Source organism: Pseudomonas sp. PB105 (assembly GCF_009764655.1).
Taxonomy (GTDB): domain Bacteria; phylum Pseudomonadota; class Gammaproteobacteria; order Pseudomonadales; family Pseudomonadaceae; genus Aquipseudomonas; species Aquipseudomonas cyclaminis.
In genome coordinates, this window is the sequence record NZ_RWIO01000043.1 from 24,842 (window position 1) to 44,606 (window position 19,765).

Here is a 19,765-nt window from a genome sequence, read left to right on the forward strand (position 1 = left end):
CTTTTGTGGTGAACGGGCTTTTGTGGTGAGCGGGCTTGCCCCGCGCTGGGGTGCGAAGCAGCCCCAAAACCATCCGCCGCCTAATGTCTGGCACACCGCATTCTGCTTTTATTGGGGCTGCTTCGCAGCCCAGCGCGGGGCAAGCCCGCTCACCACAGAAGCTCGCTCACCATCAACCTAACCAGCCAATTCACTTGGTTCAGGGCTGCTGCTTACGGCTCGCCATATGCTTCAAATAGCCCACCAATAAATCCAGCTCGCTGTCAGGCAACACGCTGGCAGCGAAAGCTGGCATCTTCGCCTGTGGCCAATGCCTCAAGCTCTGTGGGTCACGGATATAGCGCTTGAGGAAATCTGCGCTGAAATATTCCGTAGGGCTGTAGGGAATATTCAGATCCGGACCCACCTGCGCATCGCCCGCGCCATTGAGGCGGTGACAGGCCAGGCAGTTTTTCTGGAACAGTGCAAAGCCCTGGTTGATGGGATCATTCGCTGCCAGTTTCGGGTCGGGCAACAGCGCCGGAAACCGCTCCGCCACGGTCTTTAATTGTTTGATCGCCGAGACTTGGAACGGCCACTGCTCAGGGCTGATAGGCCCGGCTTGCGGGTCGGTCCACACCAGGTAAAACGGCCCGGCGCTGTGTTTGCCTTCGCCCAGGGCGGGCCACGGTTGGGCGGGGTCTTCCACCGCAAGCCAGGCGCGGGCGCCGTGCTGTTCCAGCAGCGGTGCGGCGCTGAGTTCGGCAGCGAAGCCATCCAGGGCAACCGCTTGCAGATGGCTCTGCGGTGTAAGGCCTGGTAGGAGCACCGCCAGCGGCACTGCACTATAGGTCATGCTGCGTTTGTAGGACACGTCATCGATGATTTGCACCATCTGCGCATCCGGGTGTTTGAGCAAGTCGGCGGTCTGCCAGGTCTTGCGGCTGTGGTCCAACTCGATGGTCAATTGCGCCGCAGCAGCGGGGAGGGCGAGCAGCAAGGCCAGGAGTGCGATGATCGGTTTCAAGACAGAGGCCCCGTGTTAAGTGGCGATAGGGCTCACGATACCGGAAAAACGCCCGTAAAAAGGCAGCCCCTGCAACGGGGTCGCTATGCACGAAGTCCCGGCAGGTGCTGCCAAAAGCTGCAATCCTGATGCAAAAAATGCGGAGGATAAGGAGGTTACCCAATGACCTTGGTCAAGTTGGGCAAGATCAGAATCAGTGTGGTGGCGAAAAGAATAAGTCCCGCCTGACGTACTTTCGAGTGCTTGAACATGGCTGACTGCCTTTTGTTGTTATTCCTGAGCGTCAAATACGTGCCGTTTTATTTCAGTATGGCGCTTTGACGTGTCACTTTTCTTACAGCTGCTCCAGCAAAACCCGGCAGCAACCTCTTACTGATTGAACCTTAGAGCCCTCGTTCTTCGCGGCTTAGATCCATTTCATATCAGCTAATCAGTATTTCTGCTTAAAAGCGCATGAGGCAGAACGCCATCTTGGCGCCAATGCCTTGGCTAGACAGCTAAAACGATTAATCGGCTTCGGCGCTTAGGGACCTACCGTTCGTCCGAGCGTGGGGGTCAAAAGCAATGAGCGCATCCGTCATTGAAACCGTGTCAATCGGGCCTAAGGTAAGGGCACTACTGCGTAATGGTTCGAGGATGTCATGACCCAAGCTTTGATCTTTGATGCGATCCGCACGCCCCGAGGCAAGGGCAAGGCCGACGGCGCCCTGCACAGCGTCAAGCCGGTAAACCTGGTGGCGGGTTTGCTCACGGCGTTGGCGCAACGCAGCGACCTCGATACCCAGCAAGTCGATGACATCGTGCTCGGCTGCGTAACCCCGGTGGGCGACCAAGGCGCGGACATCGCCAAGACGGCCGCTCTGGTGGCGGACTGGGCCGTCAGCGTCGCGGGCGTACAGGTCAACCGTTTCTGCGCCTCGGGCCTGGAAGCAGTCAACCTGGGCGCGATGAAAGTGCGCTCCGGCTTTGAGGATCTGGTCGTGGTCGGCGGTGTGGAGTCCATGTCCCGCGTGCCCATGGGCAGTGATGGCGGTGCCTGGGTGCTGGACCCGCAGACCAATCTGCACAGTCACTTCACGCCCCAAGGCATCGGCGCGGACCTGATCGCCACCTTGGAGGGATTCAGTCGCGAAGACGTCGATACCTTTGCCCTACAGTCCCAGCAGAAAGCGGCCAGGGCCAGTGCCGACGGTTCCTTCAGCAAGTCGCTGATTGCAGTGCAGGACCAGAATGGGATTGTGCTGCTGGGCCATGACGAATTTATCCGTGGCGACTCGACGCTTGAAGGTCTGGGCAAGCTCAAGCCCAGCTTCGAGATGATGGGGCAGATGGGCTTCGACGCTACTGCACTGCGGGTCTACAGCCAGGTAGAGCGCATCAACCACGTACATACTCCAGGTAACAGCTCCGGCATCGTCGATGGCGCCGCACTGATGTTGATCGGCTCCGAAGCGAAGGGCCGCGAGTTGGGCCTGCAACCCCGGGCGCGCATTGTCGCCACGGCGGTCACCGGCACTGACCCCACCATCATGCTCACCGGCCCCGCGCCAGCCACCCGAAAAGCCCTGGCCAAGGCCGGTTTGCGCGTGGAAGACATCGATCTGTTCGAGGTCAACGAAGCCTTTGCCTCAGTGGTGCTCAAGTTCATCAAGGACATGGGCATTGATGCCGCACGGGTCAACGTCAACGGCGGTTCCATCGCCATGGGCCATCCGTTGGGGGCAACGGGCTGCACGATCCTTGGCACCTTGCTCGACGAGCTTGAAGTGCGCCAGCAGCGCTACGGCCTGGCCACCCTGTGTGTTGGCGGTGGCATGGGCATCACCACGATTATCGAACGCCTCTGAGCCTAAGGAATTTCTGATGACCGATGCCATTCGTTACGAAAAAGGCCAGGACCGGATCGTGGTGCTGACCCTCGACATGCCAGGCCAGAGCGCCAACACCATGAACAGTGTTTACCGCGAGGCCATGGCCGCCACGGTCCTGCGCCTGGAGTCGGAAAAGGACCACATTGCCGGTGTAATTATCACCTCGGCCAAGAAGACCTTTTTCGCCGGCGGTGACCTCAATGAACTGATCAAGGTCGACAAGGCCCACGCCAAGGATTTCTACGACAACGTGCAGCTGCTCAAAGCACAACTGCGCCGCCTGGAAACCCTCGGCAAGCCGGTGGTGGCTGCAATCAATGGTGCAGCCCTGGGCGGCGGCTGGGAGATTTGCCTGGCGTGTCATTACCGCGTCGCGCTGGACGACACATCGGTGCAGCTTGGCTTGCCGGAAGTCACCCTGGGCTTGCTGCCGGGCGGCGGTGGCGTGGTGCGTATGGTGCGCATGCTGGGATTGGAAAAAGCCCTGCCGTATTTGCTGGAAGGTAAAAAAGTACGGCCGCAACAGGCGCTGCTGGCCGGGTTGATCAACGAGTTGGCGGTGGGCCGCGATGAGCTGCTGGCCAAGTCCCGCGCCTGGATTCTCGGCAATCCAGAGGCTAAACAACCCTGGGACAATAAGGCGTACCAGATTCCCGGCGGCACACCCTCGAACCCAAAAGTCGCGCAGATGCTGGCGATTGCGCCGTCGATCCTGCGCAGTAAAACCAACGGCTGTTTCCCGGCCCCGGAGAAAATCCTCTGTGCCGCCGTTGAAGGCGCCCAGGTGGACTTCGACACCGCACACCTGATCGAAACCCGTTACTTCACCGAGCTGGTCACCGGGCAAGTGGCGAAAAACATGATCGGCACCTTCTGGTTCCAGCTCAATGACATCAACGCCGGCCGCTCGCGGCCCCAGGGCTTTGCACCTTATGTGACTCGTAAAGTGGGTGTGCTGGGCGCCGGGATGATGGGGGCGGGAATCGCCTATGTCAGCGCCTGCGCAGGGATCGAGGTGGTGCTCAAGGACATCCACCTTGCTGCCGCCGAGAAGGGCAAGGCTCACTCGGCCGCGCTGCTGGACAAGCAGGTTGGCCGTGGGCAATTGACCGCCGAGCAGCGGGAAACCACTTTGGCGCGGATTTATCCTACGGATTCGGATGCTGATTTGGCAGGCTGCGACCTGATCATCGAGGCCGTCTTTGAAGACCGCGAACTCAAGGCCAACGTGTCAGCCGCCGCCCAGAGCGTGGTCGGCGCCGATGCGGTAATCGCCTCCAATACCTCCACCTTGCCCATCAGCGGCCTGGCCAAGGCCGTGCCGGATCAAGGCAGATTTATCGGCCTGCATTTCTTCAGCCCGGTGGACAAGATGCCCCTGGTAGAAATCATCAAGGGCGCGCAGACCTCGGACGAAACCCTGGCCCGAGGGTTCGATTTCGTCATGCAAATCAAGAAGACTCCGATTGTGGTCAACGACAGTCGCGGCTTTTTCACGTCGCGGGTGTTTGGCACGTTCACCAACGAGGGCATCGCCATGCTGGGTGAAGGTGTGGCTGCGCCGATGATTGAGACCGAGGCGCGCAAGGCCGGTATGCCGGTGGGGCCGCTGGCGGTTTCCGATGAAGTATCCCTCAGCCTGATGAGCCATATCCGACAGCAGGCGGCGAAGGATCTGCAAGCCGAAGGTAAGTCGGTGCCTGGGCATCCGGCAACGGCGGTTATCGATCTGTTGGTGAATGAGTACAAGCGCACAGGCAAGGCGGCGGGAGGCGGTTTTTACGAATACCCCGCAGGAGGGCAGAAGTACTTATGGCCTGAGTTGAAACACCGCTTTGAACGGCCCGGCCAGCGGATTTCAGCGCAGGATGTGCGCGACCGATTGCTGTTTATCCAGGCCATCGAAACCGTGCGCTGCGTGGAGGAGGGCGTGTTGATGTCCACGGCTGATGCCAACGTCGGTTCTATCTTTGGGATTGGTTTCGCGGCGTGGAGCGGCGGCGCGTTGCAGTTTATCAATCAGTACGGTTTGAATGATTTCATTGCCAGGGCGCGCTACTTGGCTGAACAGTACGGTGAGCGGTTTGCGCCGCCGGTGTTGTTGCTGGAGAAAGCGGCGAGGGGTGAAGTGTTTCGGTGATCAAGGGAGGGGCTTGCCTTGAAGGGGTGTTTCAAGGCAGGCTCTGGGTGTTCAATATTCCCATCGCCGTGTCAGGTATTTTTTATGTCGCTACGCGTCTGCATCCTGGAAACCGATATCCTGCGTCCAGGTTTGATCGATCAGTACCAAGGTTACGGGCAGATGTTCAAGCGCCTGTTCTCCAAGCAGCCGATTGCCGCCGAGTTTGTGGTCTACAACGTGGTGCAGGGCGAATACCCGTCGGACGACGAGGTGTTTGACGCCTACCTCGTGACGGGCAGCAAGGCCGACTCCTTCGGCGCCGACCCTTGGATCCAGACCCTCAGGACCTACCTGCTGAAGCGCTATGAACGTGGCGACAAATTACTCGGCATCTGCTTCGGCCATCAATTGTTGGCATTGCTGCTGGGCGGCAAGACCGAGCGCGCCAGCAAAGGCTGGGGCATGGGCATTCATGACTACAAACTCGACGCCAAGGCCCCGTGGATGAGCCCTGAAGTGCCCGAGTTGACGCTGCTGATCAGTCATCAGGATCAGGTCACCACCTTGCCGGACAATGCCACGGTGATCGCTTCCAGCGATTTTTGCCCGTTCGCCGCTTACCACATCGGCGACCAGGTGCTGTGCTTCCAGGGCCACCCGGAGTTTATCCACGATTATTCCCGCGAACTGCTGGAGATTCTTCAGACAACCCTGGGTGAAACGGTCTACACGAACGGCGTCGCCAGCCTGGAGCGCGACCACCACGGCGCCACCGTGGCGGAATGGATGATGCGCTTTGTCGCGCACAAAGCCTAAAGCCAGCCCGAGCGTTTGAAACTGGCCCACAGGCTGGTGCACCCCACCGCGATAAACCCGAGTACCGCAAAATAGCCGTAGTGCCATTGCAGCTCGGGCATGTTCTGGAAGTTCATCCCATAAATCCCTGCCACCGCGGTGGGGAATGCCAGGATCGCCGCCCATGCCGCGAACTTGCGCTGTACCACGCTCTGGCGCGACGCCTCCAGCAATACACCGATCTCGATGGTCTGGCTGGCGATGTCGCGCAGGGTGGTGAGGTCCTCCATCTGCCGGGTCACGTGGATCTGCACATCACGGAAGTACGGGCGCATGTTCTTGTCGATAAACGGGAAACTCAGCTTCTGCAACTCCTGGCTGATCTCCACCATCGGCGCCACATGGCGCTTGAGCCGCAGCACATCGCGGCGCAGGCCATGGATCTTCTGGATATCGCGCTCGCTCAATGAGCTGCACAGCACGTTGCGCTCCAGTTCATCGATCTCGGCGTGGATCGCCTCGCTGACCGGCTGGTAGTTTTCGGTGACGAAATCCAGCAACGCATACAGTACGAAATCTTCCCCGTGCTCCAACAACAGTGGCCGTGCCTCACAGCGTTGGCGCACAAAGCCGTAGGACGCCGAATGCCCATTGCGTGCGGTAATGATGTAGCCATTGCCGGCAAAGATATGGGTCTCGATAAACTCCAGCTTGCCGTTCTCGCGCACCGGTGAGTAGGTGACGATAAACAGCGCATCGCCGAAAGTTTCGAGCTTGGGGCGGCTGTGTTTTTCCAGCGCGTCTTCGATGGCCAGTTCATGCAGGTTGAACTGGCGTTGCAGGTTGGCCAGCTCCTGCGCGTCGGGCTCTTCCAGGCCGATCCACACAAAGTGCCCGGGCTTGGCGGCCCAGGCGGCGCCTTCATCAAGGGTGATATCAGTGACTTTCTTACCGGCGCTGTAGACGGCGGCCGCAACAACTCTACCCATGGTGCTGATCACTTCTTGTTAGGAGGACAGATGTTGGGCAGCTTAGCCTGAATGACGTTCCGTTGTAGCCGCCGTTGCGGTGCGCTTTGTGTGGCGAGCGAGCTGGCCCGTGCTGGGGTGCGAAGCGCGCCTCAACGGTGTTCAGGCGGATTGCACTTCGCGATCCATCTGCGAAATACATTCATCCATCTGCGCCTGACACGCCTGCATCAACGCCGGGACGTCATCCACCGTCAGCCCGGCTGTAGGAACTGGCGGCAACGAACGTATGAGCACATCACCACTGTTCCAGCGATTGAGCTTCATATGGACAACATAATTGCTGACGCACACCTGCACGATGGGTACGCCCGCCGCAATCGCCATGTGAAACGCGCCTTTCTTGAAGGGCAGCAGGCCCTTGCCCAGATTGCGCGTGCCTTCCGGGAACACCCAGATCGACGTGTCTTTGTGTTGCAGCGTATGGGTGGTGGTCAACATCGCACGACGCGCCTTGTGCGCATTGCCGCGGTCAATCAACACATTGCCCGCCAGCCAAAACAACTGGCCGAACAACGGCACCCATTTCAGGCTCTTTTTCGCGATACACACCGTGCGGTAGGGCACCACATTGCCGACCACGAACAGGTCATAGTTGGACTGGTGGTTGGCGATCACCACACAGGTGCCGGGCTTGTTGCGCAACGAGTCGACATCGGCCTTCACGTTCAGCCCCAAGATGCGCATTGCGGGCAGTGCATATAAACGCGCGCACAGGCGACTGTTGTCCGGGTTGAACGGCCGGCAGATACCCAGCAGCACCCCCAGCACGCCCGCCACCATAAAGTGCAGGCTCATCAACAACATACGCAGCAGAAAAAGCATCGACACGGCCTATCGGGACAAAAGGTGGCGCAGTGTACGGATGTGCACTGTCTTCGGCAATTAGCCGGGTAGAGGTCGGAGATAGGCGATGTTTAAGTGCATGTTTCAACATGTGCCAACACTGGCTGGCTAGAGCGGTTGAGGGCGTTTCGGATTTACGTGTAAGAAAAAGCCCGACACAAGGTTGGGCTCTGGCACGGCAGGTGTAGGATTTAGCTCAGGTTGTGCCCCTGATCCTGAATAATCGCATCGTCCAAGGCTTCAAGCAGAGCCTTACGCACCTTCAGCTTAGTGTGCTTGTGGGCGTTCATATTGATCTTCTTCAACTGGCGCGCCGCTTCCAGTGCGGCCGCGTGCAACTCTTCAGGCGCCACCACCTTATCGAGGAAACCAGCCTGCAACGCGCCCTGCGGGTCAAACATCTCGGCATTGATCACCGAGCGGTGGAACGCCGATTTGCGCAGGCGATCACGCGCCAGCTCGATCCCGGCGTGGTGCATGGTCATACCGATCGCCACTTCATTCAGGCCGATGCTGAACGGGCCCTCCACACCAATCCGGTAATCCGCCGACAGCAACAGGAACGCGCCCTTGGCCACCGCATGCCCAGGGCACGCCACAATCACCGGGAAGGGGTGCGACAACAGGCGGCGCGCCAACGTCGAGCCCGACGTCACCAGGCCGATGGCCTCTTTAGGACCTGCCGTCATCACCTTCAAATCATAACCACCCGACAAAATCCCCGGCGTCCCGGTGATCACCACCACTGCCCGATCTTTCTCGGCCTGATCCAGCGCCGTATTAAACGCACTGACCACATCCGGAGAAATGGCATTCACCTTGCCGTTGCTCAGGGTCAGGGTCGCAATACCGTCTTCGAGGTGGTAGGCAATCAACTCACTCATGACGCGGTTCCTTGTAGGACTTGTTATAGAAGAATGCAGCAGACGTTACCCACCACGCCCGCCCCGGTAAAGCGCCGTGACTGACTGGCCAGTCAGCCTTTTCCCGCATCCTCGGTCGCAAATGGCCTGCAACAGGGCACAGCACCCAGCCTAGACCATCAAAACCCTGCCCGAGATTGGCACAATCACCGCCCTGTACCGGGACCATTCCTGCATAACTGCCTAACCGCATGAAAATTCTGAAAAAAACCTTTGCCATCAGAAAGGCTTTCGACTACATTAGCGCGCCTCGACAGACTGAACTTGTTTGACGAGATACGGTGAAGTGTCCGAGTGGCTTAAGGAGCACGCCTGGAAAGTGTGTATACAAGAAATTGTATCGAGAGTTCGAATCTCTCCTTCACCGCCAAATTGACAAAACGCAAGCCCCTGATTTTCCTAGAGAAAGTCGGGGGTTTGTGGTTTTTGGCGTCCAAAAAATGCCCCCATGGGACCGCCATGGGACTGGTGCGCTATGTTGGTGCGAAAAGCTGCAGCTTGGGGACCGTGCCTGCATAATTGATTTCACGTCGAATTCGAAAGTCTGAAAGTAAATGGGAAACCCCGCCCAAAGCCTCGCTCAACCCCGCAGTAGAGTGGGCGCTTCGACATCGCTCGCCCAAGGGGGGCACGACCATGGCACTTCCTAAGTTTGACTACAAACCCCAGCTCACGCCCGACGTGGAGAAAGTCCCGGCGCCGGCAGTTCCTCAAGCTCCACCCCAGCCTAAGCCGCACCCGCCGTTTTTGGTGGCGGGACCGATGGGCACTCAGGAATGGGTGTACCCCCAGCACTAAATAGCTAGGCGTGACTCATAACGAACTGAACAGGAAAGGAACCCCCACCGCCTCTGCCGCTGTGCTTACAATAAGCCATCATCCAAGGAGAGGTACGCAGCATGAAATTGCATTACTACTGCTTCACGTTCTATGAGTCATCCGGTGCACAGACGGCGCATGCGTCGGCTTATTATGGCTTTGAGCATCAGCGCGTGACGTTGGTTGATATCGCCGCGGCCAAGCAGGGCGCCCAGGTCAGCCAGCAATCGACGTTGTTGGCCTGTTCGTACCTGGGGCATATGACTACCAAGGAATTCGCAGGGTAGGGCGCGTTACCAATAACACCGCTTATGTTCAATGGCACCCCACAACAAGGCCCGCTCCGGCGGGCTTTTTTGCGCTTGGCGGAAACCAGACCCCGGGAGTCTGGTCTACCATTACCGCTGATAATGGCTGGGCATCACCGCTAAGGACGAGATACGTGTCGCTACCCATCACCGCACGGCAGATGAATGCGCTAAGGGCGCTGCAACGCAAGGACCCAGACCTGGGTGAGCTGGCCACCGCCATCGCGCTGGCCTTCGATGCCACGATGATTGAGAACCCGCAGATGGCGCGGTTGATCCTGGAGAAGACCTGCCGGCGCATGGTCTCTCAGGAACCCGGTAGTCAAGAAGCGATGATCCAGCACCTGGTGACATTCGGTAAGTTGAATTGCCTGACGCCCGCGCAGGTCAGTGACTTTACCGATCGAGTCAGAAAGCACGGTTAATTATGCACAACGGAATTCAAGAAGAAGCGCTGCGCGCCGTGGTCGAGGGCGGCGCGGTACGCGATGCGCTTGTCAGCCGACAAGAGGAGAAGTGGACGCTGGCTATCCGTCTAGGCGGATCCGGCAGCCGTTGGTTGGCTGTACGCTCGCGCCGTGAGGCGCTGCGCACCTGGGCCAGCCTGACGGCTGTAGGACGCTTTGCCGATGCGGTGGGATTACGTGGGTTTAATGTGGAGCTCTGAGAGGGGAAAGCTTCAAGGCCAGCTGCAGCATGCCTACTACGTCCGGCCCGTCTTCGTTGATCCACGTGCCATAGTGCTGACGGATCATATTCCCATTGGTGTGCCCCATCTGTTCGGCGATCCAATCGATTGAGGCAATACCCGTGGTCAGCAACTGACTGGCGTAGGTATGCCGGCACTGACCAGGCCCACGGTATCGAACCCCCGCCGCAAGCAAGTGCGCCTTGAAGAACCGGTCACGTACCACGAAGTCGTTCGCATGCGGCAAGCCGCTTTTCGTGTTCAGGAATACGAAGTGCAGCGTGTGCTTGCGGACCGTCTTGTTGTCGCGCTCAACGATCTCCACGGTTTCCGCTTTTCGCTTTCGCGACAGCGCATCGATCTTGCGTAGCGCGTCCCAGGCGGGAGCTAGTAGACGAACCTTGCGCATCGAACGTCGGGTTTTCGTGACGCGATAGGCGCCGCGTACCTTGGATCGGCGAAAGGTCACCGTGCCTTGTTCCAGGTCGACGTCTTCCCACGCCAACGCGATGGTTTCAGACACACGCGGCCCAGCCCACAACATGAACTGCACCATCAGCAACTCGTGGGTGCGGTTGGTCGGGGTTTCCAGGATCTGCTTGATTTCCGCGCGGGTAAAGGGGTCCGGTGCTTCTGGATCGGGCAGCCGCACCATCAAGCCCTCGGTGGGATCATGGGCGACCTTCATCCGGGTGCGGTAAAGCCGGAATACCTGGCGCACGTTGCTGATGATGTCGCGGATGGTCTTGTTTTTTAGGGTTTTGGACAGCGTGCCCTGAATCCATTCCTGCAGGTCCAGGTGATCGATCGCGTTGATCTGCACCTTGCCCCAGCGCGGCCGCACATGCACCTCGGCCTTGTTGGCGTAGCCGCGATAGCTTGAAGCCGCCACACTGTTGGCCTTGATTCGCAACCACAGGTCCAGGTAGTGACCAAAGGTGTTTTCCACCAGCCTGGCCGAGTTGGGAAAGTGACGGGCGTAGTCAAAGGTGCCGGAATCGATCTCGTATTCGATGATGGCGAGCAAGCGCTTTGCCTGGGCCACCGTGGCCGGTTTGTTGCCTCCTGGTATGGATTCGCGGCATTTTTCGCCGTCGTACTGAAAATAGATTCTCACGGAATTACCGCGAGCTTCGACCCCACTCATGTAAACCCCTAACACTGTGCTCGTGTAACGACAGTTTGACGATCGGAAACAAAAAGGCCCGTTTCCGGGCCAAGTATCTGGTAGCGCATCTTCTGGTGGACGTGGCTTACCGTTTAGGCTTTTGGTTGCGTAGGTGAGCGTTCTGCAGCTGGCGCTGCCGGCTGCATTTCAGGTGGTTGCCCTGGGCTCGCCATCGGCCGCATTGGTCACAAAGGCTGGTGTAGTCGATGTTCCAGGGAAAGCGCCGCGCCGGCGTCCTATCGAAGCGGTTGGACATGATGCGTGCCCCCCCGGGTTTGTGGGTTGGCGAGCAGGCGGGCAACCACGGCCGCATCGGTTGCACTCAGTTCGCCCAGGGTGCTGGCCATCTGGCTGAGGCTTTCGAGGCGGGTGCGTGCCTCAGGGGTTTTGTGCACCAGGTAGCCGATGACGGCCGCGCCGATAATCGCGGTGGCCACCAGGTGTCGCGCCGGTGTGGTAGCCTTCGTGCCGCTGCTGCTTTGGGTCTGTGCTTGCATGCTTTAGTCCTCAGTAGTGGTCGGGTGTCGGGGAGCTGCAACTCCTCGACACTGCTTTTTAAAAGGTCAGTCCTTACGCGCCAGGTGGATCACCAGGCCTTCAAAATTCGGCTCATGTTCACTGCATGACTGCCATTCCAAAACCCTCAAAATCTGTTGCCGGCTGCAGTCGTCCACCAGGATTTCACGCTGGCCACCGGCGGCCCGAACTTCCAGAATTTCCAGCAAGCCATCTTCCCCATAGGCACCTGCCTGAATGATCGGTGCGCTCACGCCTACGAAGTCCAGGCGGTCCTGCACGGCCTGCAGCTTGCTGGTACTGCCGTCGCCGGCACTGCCCATAAACACTTGGATTTGCATTGGTCTTGCTCTCCTTTACGCCTTGAATGTCCAGCACTTCACTGTGGTCGGCCGGGGTTGTGAACACGGGTTGCGGTTGTTGAATGCGGCACGTACAGCGCTGTGAACGGCCTTGTTGCTGTCGAGAAACTTGTGGGAACGCGACTCTTTGAGCAGGTCGCGCAAGGTGGCCACGTCGGCCAACTTCTGCTTGTGTTCGGCGGCACGCTCGCAAAACTCATTGAGGTTGATGGCGATCACTGCAGGGTCGGTGCTGTGGTCAACCACTGGGTCTTCGCTCAAGGATTCGAGGTAGTCGTAGACTTCCCAAAACTCGGCCACGGCGGCATGGTCAGAGCTGATCGACGCCTGGCGCTCGATGGCCATCCGCACGATTTGGCGCTGGGTGGCAGCGACCTGGGGGTCACTCAATTTCAGCACCAGGCGAATAGCGTCCAGGAGCGAGAGCATTTGCGCGTGGTTCTTGCTGATGCGCTCCACGCGGATGTAGCCGCGCAGGTCATAGCCGCAGCTGGCGCAGTTGCCCTGATCGCTGGTATAGGCCGTGCCGCAGGCGAAGCAATGGGTGTGCAAACGTCGCAGCTTCGATTCGTGTTCGGGCATACGCTGGGCGAACAGCTCAAGCACCGCGGATTCTTTGCTCACGGCCCGCAACAGGAAGTGGCTGAGGGTGCCGCCGTCCAGGGCGTTGAGTTGATCAGCCGCTGCGCGGCTCTCCGGTGTGACGATAGGGCGTACAAAGTGCAGCTTCACGATGCGCGTCATGATTGCTTCGTGGGCCACCACGGCCGCGTTCTGGCTGATTGCGATCGTTCCCCGGAAGGGTGGCTCGTACGTCTCGTTACCTGCCGTCTTGACCCCTTTCGTGGCCAGGGTGCCGCCGCCGAAGAAGTCTTTTAGCTCGTCCCATTCGAAGGTTTTGGCGTGGGCCCGATCATCGCCGTGGCGATCGGCTTCCAGGAACACCACAGGCATGCCGGAAACCTGCCCCATCAGTCGAGAGCGCCCAGCCTTTGTGGATTTCATCGGGTCGAAGCCTTCATAGCCTTCGCGGCCGAGTAGTTTCCAAAGGAGGTTCAAAAGGGTAGTTTTGCCGGCGCCGGCCTCGCCTGTGGCTTCTAGAAAAGGGAAGGACTGATAGCGGGCGCGGATCTGTTCGCAGAACAGCGAACCAAAAAAGAACACCAGCGCGACGAAGCCCTGGGCGCCGAAGCATGTCCACAGCAACTGCACCCACTTCTCGTCAAAGCCTTTCGCTTCGCGCTGTAGTTTGATCGGGACGCCTTTCTGCAAGGTCTTCAGGCGCAGCTTGCCGAACTCGAAATAGTCTTCGCTATTGACCTTGTAGGTGGTGCCGTCCTTGATCGCGATGTCACCGTAGACGTAGCAGGCGTATTCCTTGCTGTATCCCACGTAGTCGATCGTTGAGACTGTTTTGATGCCGTACAGCTGGTCTTTCATGAGTTTGTCGAGCTGCTGGCCACTGCCTGTGAACATGGCGCCTGCCGCCATTCCGAGCAGTCGCTTTTTGAACTCGCTCGCGGCCGACAACTGGCCGCTGGTGAAGGTGTTTTTCACGCTTTCGGAGTCGTGGGGGAAGTCCACTCGTATGTAGTACCAGGACTCGTCTGTGACTTCGTTACGTTGGAAGTACAGCGCCTGGGGATAGCAGTTGGCGATCTCCACGACGCTGCCGGATTGCTGCAGCGCTTTTTCTCGCTGTTGGGCCTGGTTCAGCAACTGATCGTCGTGGTTCTCGCTGTCCTCGATGTCAGACATGGCTCGGTTGAATTTCTCCATGTCCAACTTGAACCAGTACAGGCGGCTGCCGAAGCCCAGGTGGAATTCCCCGCGCTTGTTCCAGTCGTACATGAGCAAGGCCTTTTCCGCCGCGCTTTCGGCCAGCAGCAGCGCCCCCTGGTGGCGGGCCTGCTTTAGGTCGGTGGCGATCTGGTCGGCGCGTTTGGTTTCGTCCTGGATGAAGCTCCAGCGCTGATGAAGGTCGTTCCAATCTGACTTGCGACCGTCGCGTTGCGGGATCTGCGCTGACTCGCAGACGAAGCCCAGGGCACGTGCTTCGCGAACCCAACGCCTGGTGTAGGCGTTTGCGCTTGGCTCGTTATCCAAAGCCCAAACCAGCTTGGGCAGCTTCCCGCCTTCCCGGGTTTTAATCAGTGCCTTGAGCGAGTCCCCAGGGAATGCGTTGGAGGACATTGCAGACACGGCTGCGATGTCGTGGTGCACCAGGGCGATGGCGTCGAAGATCCCTTCGACAATCCAGATCTCCTTGGCTTCAAGCAGATCGATGCAAGGCGGACACCACCAGACGCCGCGATAGCTGTCCTTCGATTTGAAGCGGGCCTTCATCTTGCCAAAGCGGTGCGGCTGATCGATCAGACGTTCCCACCAGCCACCTTTCTCCAGGGCGAACCGCACGGTGGCGCTGCCGGCGTTGTGCTCAACGGAATAGAACGTCTCCTGGGTGAACCATCCCTGAATCAGCTCAAACCGAAAGCCTCGGGCGAACTCCAGGTAAGCGCGTGCAGTGGCGTTGGGATGTTGGTCTGTTGCCGGCGCACGTTTGCTCCAATCTTCAAACAGATCGTCGTACAGCTCTTTCACGTGCAGGGTGTGGCCACACTTTTCAGGGCGACCACAAATAACCATCCATGGCGTGTCAAAACGGGAATACAGCTCTTTCTTTTTGCACTTGGGGCAGGTGCCGCCGCGCATGTAGTCGGTGCCCGTGCGGTGCTTGAGCCCGAAGTCGGACTGGAGGCGTTGCAACACGTCGTGGCGAAGATCTTCTTTCATGGGGTTACTTCACTGCTTTGAGGCTGTAGGACAGGGCTGCCATGAGGCGTTTTTGCGCAGCCATTACCGGGACATGGGCGAGAATTGCGCCGTGGCGCAGACCGTCCGCAACAAAGCGGAATTGGTCGTCATACCAGTGCTCGTTGAGGCTTAAGCGATACTGTTCGCGCAGGTTGGCCAGCAACGCTTCGGCCTCGGCCGGGGGCAGTTGGGTGGTGACAATTACGGCGTTTGTCATCGTTAAACCTCGATTTCGGGCGCAGCTCACCCAAACCCACGGGACGTGGGGCCGGCGATTGGTTGGGTTGGGTGTTACGAGTTGGCGGAGCGCAAACGCATGTTGTCAGGGGCGTTCAGGATGCGTTCATAGATGAGGCTGACGGGGACGGACCAGCAAAATCCTTTGATTGGATCCTTGATCACCACAACGGTATCGCTGCTGTAGTCCAGATCGAGGCGCTGGCGAAGGGCGATTTCCACCAACTCGATATGGGCAAGGGAGACCAGTTTGATTGCAACCGATTCCGTCACGTCGAGGCTGGTAACCAGGTGTTGAATGGTTCTGTTGAGAAGCGTCGACAGGTCGCCCAGGTGTTCGGCTTGATGGCGCTCAAGGAAAGCCAGCGCGGCGTTCTGCATGCATTCCTGATAGTCCAGGGTGTTGGTTTGAGCATTCATTTTGCTTTCCCTGATTTGGCGCGGTAGAGATCAATGGCTGCATAGACTTCAGCGGTCCGTGCCGCCAAGTGCAGTGTGTGAGCGCTCTGTATCAGCTCGGCTTCGGCGTCGGTGATCACACCGTCCTCGAGCGCCTGCGCAATGGCCTGATCGACCGTTCCCTGTTTGGCCGAACTCTGCATAGCCCGTGCATACATCTCCACGTTGTCCAGGTTCTCAGGATGAGCCATCGGCACGAACATGCCGCCGTACATTGCCGCTACGTAGTTGGCGAAGTGCTGGGTGCCGGTGACTTGCTCAAGCTGGCAGATCTGCACATCGGTCAATGGACGGCAGTTGTTGTTCTCATAGGCGTGGTTATCAAACTTCTTGAGCGGCAGACCGATCCTGGCGGCGGCGCGTTCGCGGCCACCTTCGAAGGTGCAGATAATTGCACTGACAACTTCGCGACGTGTTTTTAGAACCTGGCTTTCCATTTTCTGCTGTTCCCTCAGTGTGCCGGCCATTACTGTGCAATCACGCCGTCTTTGATGCCGAGCAGAACGGCGGCGCGATGTGCCTCCCCACGTCGACATTGGCTTTGGCCGCTCAGCACCGCGTACACGGTACTGGGGTTCAGATCGTGTTCCGTCGCAAAGTCTTTTGCTGACTGGCCACGTTTTTCTAATGCTTCCCGCGCCTGTATGCGTGCTTGCTCGGTGATGCGTGTGTTCGGCATAGTGCAGATCCGTGCAGTTTCATGTGGTGTGAGATGCACAATGATGCACTTAAGTGCACTTGTAAAGAGTAGGGATGAAAATAAGTGCATCTTTCTGAAGAGATAGGTTCTCGGCTGCAAGAAGAACGGAAGCGGTGCGGCATGACACAAAATCAACTTGCGGAAGCGTTGGGTATTTCTAAGCGGACGCAGGCGAACTATGAATCTGGATCGAGTGACGCTACGGCTTCGTATCTGAGCAATGTTGCTGTTCAGTTCAATTTCGACGTGCCATACATCCTCACGGGTCAGCGCACTACATTGGCGCTGGATTCGCTGGATGAAGTGGAGGACAGGATCCTTCAGCAGTACCGCAGCATCCCGGCGGATGATCAGCGAGCCATTCGACGCTTTGTAAAAGCCATGGCGGATGAGGCGGTGAAAGGGTCGTCTTGAGCACGTTGTTTCAGTCATGCCTTTGGCTTGCCCCCATATCAATGCGTCAGCAATGCATTTTATGGAGTGGTAAGCATGTTGGATCGCACAAACGCCGAAGCCGGTTACGTTGAAATTGCAGCTTCGGCGTGCCATGAGCTTTCGCATATCGAACGTCGCCTGATCGGCTTCTATCGCCAGTTGAGCCCCCGTGACCAGGAACAATTGCGCCGGCTGACCGAAGCGCTGATAAGCAACCCGGACCAGTCCGACGACGATTGATTTCTGGGCCGCCGGCATAGTGTTGTCGGCGGTTTGCATCATGCGACTGCCTGCGATCCAAGTTTTTCAAACAGCTCCCGCTGTTGTGCCCTGGGCATGTCTCGAAGCCGATCAATCAGCAGCCTGTCGAACGTCTGTGCTGACGGGCTGAGCGTGTGTGAGAACGTGAGATTTGCCACCCAACTGTGCCCACACTTTGCGTCGAGGCACTGGCAATACAGTTTCGCGAAATCGGCAGATAGCACCTCACGTGATGCAATTCGGCCTTTGTGTCCGCATTTACAAGTAACTCTCATATTCCCTCCCCAGGGTGCAGCAAACTGCCACTATGTTCGCATGTGGTGCAGGATTTTTCTCTATCTTTGAAATATCAGTTAGCGCTTTCCGCTGCTAAGGTCGGCTCTCTCCAGTTGATTTGCCTGTCTCTCCGAAGGGCGTCATTCACCTGGTTGAACAACTGGCAAATCGGCCTGATCTCGTTGCTGGTGTACACGCGATCGATCTTCTCGATGTCGCCAAACCCCCCGTTGTTTTCCGGGATGATTCCGGCCAGGGCAGGGTTCATTCGCCAAGCGGCGATCACGTCGTTTCGGGTGATGTTCTTCACCTTCTCCAGCTCGTCCTTGGCCTGGAAGTCCCCCACGGGAATGATCTGGATCGCGTTTTCCTTACCGTTGGGAATGTTGACGAACATCGAACGGAAGTTGCCCACGCCCTTGCTGGCACTGATCTGTGCGCGCAAGTTGTCCTCGTCTTCCTCGGTCAAGTCCGGGTCGTTGGTGTAGAAGATGTATCCCGCGTGCGCGCCGTTGCTGTAGTAGCGACGGCGGAACAGGGTCGCGGCTTCGTTGAGCAATAGCGCCTGCAGGCCGCCCAGGTAGTCGGGTACGCCGTAGATGTTCTGTTCTACGTCGTAGTCCAGGACGTGTTCGATTTCGTCCTGGTTGAAGTCCATGAACTTGCTGTCCGGCAGCAGCATCCGAAACCCGCCGTCGACCTTCACCCGCATGTTGATGGCCGGCAGGTGCTGCATCTCCAGCACTTCACCGAAGGCATTGGTGTCGCGGTAAAAATACGCCTCTCCAAACACCATGTAGTCGAGGCTGGCCCGGCCCATTGTCTGGGTGCTGCAGCCCTCGGACGGGATGAATTCACGCAGCAGCAGGTTGCGTTTGAACTTGGGAATGGCGCCGTGGTGCGCGTTGGCGCGCAGCAGCTTGGCCAGGCCTGCCCGCGACACCGGCGGCTTGTAGATTTCGCCGTCGTCGCTGAGGAACACCCCCAGGTACTCGCCGATGTTGCCGGACAGCACCTGTTCGGGTTCCCCGAAGGTGAACGCCCGCATGGGCTGCGGCTGTCGCGCTTGTTGGCTGGCTTGGGGCTTTTTGTGTCGAGGCTTGGGCATTGGTTCCGCTCGTGACGTAGCGGCTACGGCGCCGCTTGTTGGTGTTGAGGGGTTCATTGAACAGGGCGTGCATGATCGACCAGGCAATATCGGCGTGACCGGTGGCGTCGGTGCGCGAAGCGCTATAGGTCACTTGGCCGCTGGTGGTGGTGCCGCGCTTGATGGTCAGGAACGCCTGGGCGATGTCGGTCCAACCGGCGTCCCATTCGATGCGGCTTCCCTGGATCGTGTCCTGGGCCTTGAGGACCAGCAGGTTTTTGGTCTCAAGGCTGTAATGGATCGGCGTGGCTTTCGGGTAAAAGTCGCGCACCAGGTCGAACACGCCATAGCCCACGCCGGTGATGTCGATACCGATGTGCTGGACGTTGAAACGCTCGGTGAGCTTTTTGACCTGGGCGGCCTGGTAGTTGAACGAATGCCCCCGCCAGCTGTGCTTCTCCAGGATGCGGAATTTCGCCCCAGGTTCCAGTGGCGGGGCGACCACCACGCACGTGGCGTCGTCGCGGGTGCGGCTCGGATCGTAGCCAAGCCACACCGGACTGTTGCCGAAAGGCCGGTCCAGTTCGGGGTTGTAGTCCTCCCACAACGACAGGTCGGAGTAGCAGCGCTCCAGGTCCTTGAGGCCGAACGCGCTCTGGCTGCTGTCGATGAACTTGCAGTAGAACAGCTGCTGGAATTTGTCTTCGTCGTACTCCAGCTGCAGCTGCTCGATGTCGAACAGATCGCAGCCGCCATCGATCGCGTCCTGGATGGTAATGGTCTTGCGCCATTGGCCATCGGGGCACAGCGCGCCCTGGGTGTAGGACGCCTCGGTGGGCCAGGTGCCGCCGGCTTTCTTGCCGCGCTTGCTGTTGCGGAATTCCTCGCCCGACCAGAATGGGTACGCCTGGTGCGACACCGCGCTGGGCGTCGAGAAGTAGGTTTTGCGCCACTTCTTGTGGGTGCCCATGGCGCTGGCCACGGTGCTGAGTTTTTCGAAGTCGCGGATCCAGAAGTACTCATCCACGTACACATGGCCATGGT

At 58.6% G+C, this 19,765-nt stretch carries 24 protein-coding genes and 1 tRNA gene; 10 read left to right on the top strand and 15 right to left on the bottom strand.

Translation table 11 applies throughout. The features are described 5' to 3' along the window. Positions 1-199: 199 nt before the first annotated feature. Entirely contained in the window at positions 200-1,006 is an 807-nt protein-coding gene (locus EJD88_RS11315; protein ID WP_158877971.1) for a cytochrome c, read from the bottom strand. A 641-nt stretch (positions 1,007-1,647) separates the two neighbouring features. Between EJD88_RS11315 and EJD88_RS11320 the strand changes: the two genes are divergently transcribed. The 3 genes from EJD88_RS11320 (at position 1,648) to EJD88_RS11330 (ending at position 5,815) form a co-directional block, all read left to right on the top strand. Then, positions 1,648-2,853, top strand: coding sequence for an acetyl-CoA C-acetyltransferase (locus EJD88_RS11320; protein ID WP_158877972.1), 1,206 nt, complete (start codon positions 1,648-1,650; stop codon positions 2,851-2,853). A gap of 16 nt (positions 2,854-2,869) precedes the next feature. Beyond that, a complete protein-coding gene (locus EJD88_RS11325) occupies positions 2,870-5,017 on the top strand; it encodes a 3-hydroxyacyl-CoA dehydrogenase NAD-binding domain-containing protein (RefSeq protein ID WP_158877973.1) in 2,148 nt (715 codons plus the stop codon). Between the two features lie 84 nt (positions 5,018-5,101). Beyond that, entirely contained in the window at positions 5,102-5,815 is a 714-nt protein-coding gene (locus EJD88_RS11330; RefSeq protein ID WP_158877974.1) for an amidotransferase, read from the top strand. Here EJD88_RS11330 and EJD88_RS11335 read toward each other — a convergent pair. The 3 genes from EJD88_RS11335 to EJD88_RS11345 all read right to left on the bottom strand — a co-directional run bounded on the left by EJD88_RS11335 (position 5,812) and on the right by EJD88_RS11345 (position 8,552). After that, the gene (locus EJD88_RS11335; protein WP_099582735.1) at positions 5,812-6,783 is read right to left on the bottom strand and encodes a magnesium and cobalt transport protein CorA; all 972 of its coding nucleotides are present in this window, start codon (positions 6,781-6,783) and stop codon (positions 5,812-5,814) included. The genes EJD88_RS11330 and EJD88_RS11335 overlap by 4 nt on opposite strands. 141 nt (positions 6,784-6,924) lie before the next feature. Then, positions 6,925-7,647 (bottom strand): 1-acylglycerol-3-phosphate O-acyltransferase, encoded by a 723-nt coding sequence (locus EJD88_RS11340; RefSeq protein WP_158877975.1) that lies wholly within the window; start codon positions 7,645-7,647, stop codon positions 6,925-6,927. A 212-nt stretch (positions 7,648-7,859) separates the two neighbouring features. Beyond that, on the bottom strand, positions 7,860-8,552 hold the full coding sequence (locus EJD88_RS11345; protein ID WP_032887461.1) for a crotonase/enoyl-CoA hydratase family protein: 693 nt from the start codon (positions 8,550-8,552) through the stop codon (positions 7,860-7,862). Positions 8,553-8,871: 319 nt separating this feature from the next. On the opposite strand from EJD88_RS11345, the gene EJD88_RS11350 reads away from it, so the two are divergent. The 5 genes from EJD88_RS11350 to EJD88_RS11370 all read left to right on the top strand — a co-directional run bounded on the left by EJD88_RS11350 (position 8,872) and on the right by EJD88_RS11370 (position 10,385). Then, positions 8,872-8,961 (top strand) — tRNA-Ser (locus EJD88_RS11350). Positions 8,962-9,227: 266 nt separating this feature from the next. Beyond that, complete coding sequence (locus EJD88_RS11355) at positions 9,228-9,389, top strand: hypothetical protein (RefSeq protein WP_158877976.1); 162 nt, start codon at positions 9,228-9,230, stop codon at positions 9,387-9,389. A 101-nt stretch (positions 9,390-9,490) separates the two neighbouring features. Then, positions 9,491-9,697, top strand: a complete 207-nt coding sequence (locus EJD88_RS11360) for a hypothetical protein (protein WP_158877977.1) — start codon at positions 9,491-9,493, stop codon at positions 9,695-9,697. A gap of 155 nt (positions 9,698-9,852) precedes the next feature. After that, positions 9,853-10,143: a hypothetical protein gene (locus EJD88_RS11365; RefSeq protein ID WP_158877978.1), complete on the top strand. Its 291-nt coding sequence runs from the start codon at positions 9,853-9,855 to the stop codon at positions 10,141-10,143. A 2-nt stretch (positions 10,144-10,145) separates the two neighbouring features. After that, entirely contained in the window at positions 10,146-10,385 is a 240-nt protein-coding gene (locus EJD88_RS11370) for a hypothetical protein (protein WP_158877979.1), read from the top strand. Here EJD88_RS11370 and EJD88_RS11375 read toward each other — a convergent pair. The 8 genes from EJD88_RS11375 to EJD88_RS11410 all read right to left on the bottom strand — a co-directional run bounded on the left by EJD88_RS11375 (position 10,369) and on the right by EJD88_RS11410 (position 16,641). Then, the gene (locus tag EJD88_RS11375; RefSeq protein ID WP_158877980.1) at positions 10,369-11,553 is read right to left on the bottom strand and encodes an Arm DNA-binding domain-containing protein; all 1,185 of its coding nucleotides are present in this window, start codon (positions 11,551-11,553) and stop codon (positions 10,369-10,371) included. The genes EJD88_RS11370 and EJD88_RS11375 overlap by 17 nt on opposite strands. 257 nt (positions 11,554-11,810) lie before the next feature. Continuing rightward, on the bottom strand, positions 11,811-12,071 hold the full coding sequence (locus tag EJD88_RS11380) for a hypothetical protein (RefSeq protein ID WP_158877981.1): 261 nt from the start codon (positions 12,069-12,071) through the stop codon (positions 11,811-11,813). Between the two features lie 66 nt (positions 12,072-12,137). Continuing rightward, positions 12,138-12,431, bottom strand: a complete 294-nt coding sequence (locus EJD88_RS11385; RefSeq protein WP_158877982.1) for a hypothetical protein — start codon at positions 12,429-12,431, stop codon at positions 12,138-12,140. Between the two features lie 15 nt (positions 12,432-12,446). Further along, a complete protein-coding gene (locus EJD88_RS11390) occupies positions 12,447-15,245 on the bottom strand; it encodes a toprim domain-containing protein (RefSeq protein WP_158877983.1) in 2,799 nt (932 codons plus the stop codon). Positions 15,246-15,249: 4 nt separating this feature from the next. Continuing rightward, complete coding sequence (locus EJD88_RS11395) at positions 15,250-15,483, bottom strand: hypothetical protein (protein WP_158877984.1); 234 nt, start codon at positions 15,481-15,483, stop codon at positions 15,250-15,252. Positions 15,484-15,557: 74 nt separating this feature from the next. Continuing rightward, positions 15,558-15,923, bottom strand: coding sequence for a hypothetical protein (locus EJD88_RS11400; protein WP_158877985.1), 366 nt, complete (start codon positions 15,921-15,923; stop codon positions 15,558-15,560). Next, the gene (locus EJD88_RS11405; RefSeq protein WP_305982007.1) at positions 15,920-16,399 is read right to left on the bottom strand and encodes a YmfL family putative regulatory protein; all 480 of its coding nucleotides are present in this window, start codon (positions 16,397-16,399) and stop codon (positions 15,920-15,922) included. The genes EJD88_RS11400 and EJD88_RS11405 overlap by 4 nt, the downstream gene beginning before the upstream one ends. 29 nt (positions 16,400-16,428) lie before the next feature. Beyond that, entirely contained in the window at positions 16,429-16,641 is a 213-nt protein-coding gene (locus tag EJD88_RS11410) for a DNA-binding protein (protein ID WP_158877987.1), read from the bottom strand. 84 nt (positions 16,642-16,725) lie between these two features. Between EJD88_RS11410 and EJD88_RS11415 the strand changes: the two genes are divergently transcribed. Further along, on the top strand, positions 16,726-17,076 hold the full coding sequence (locus EJD88_RS11415) for a helix-turn-helix domain-containing protein (RefSeq protein WP_158877988.1): 351 nt from the start codon (positions 16,726-16,728) through the stop codon (positions 17,074-17,076). Positions 17,077-17,151: 75 nt separating this feature from the next. Then, on the top strand, positions 17,152-17,337 hold the full coding sequence (locus EJD88_RS11420) for a hypothetical protein (protein WP_065909405.1): 186 nt from the start codon (positions 17,152-17,154) through the stop codon (positions 17,335-17,337). Between the two features lie 38 nt (positions 17,338-17,375). Here the strand turns inward: EJD88_RS11420 and EJD88_RS11425 are convergent, their stop codons facing one another. The 3 genes from EJD88_RS11425 to EJD88_RS27205 form a co-directional block, all read right to left on the bottom strand. After that, positions 17,376-17,633 (bottom strand): ogr/Delta-like zinc finger family protein, encoded by a 258-nt coding sequence (locus tag EJD88_RS11425; RefSeq protein WP_083221499.1) that lies wholly within the window; start codon positions 17,631-17,633, stop codon positions 17,376-17,378. Between the two features lie 74 nt (positions 17,634-17,707). Further along, a complete protein-coding gene (locus EJD88_RS11430; protein ID WP_256674397.1) occupies positions 17,708-18,577 on the bottom strand; it encodes a phage portal protein in 870 nt (289 codons plus the stop codon). Further along, the coding region (locus EJD88_RS27205) for a terminase large subunit domain-containing protein (RefSeq protein WP_256673655.1) at positions 18,489-19,765 on the bottom strand (1,277 nt) is incomplete at its 5' end. The genes EJD88_RS11430 and EJD88_RS27205, both read right to left, overlap by 89 nt.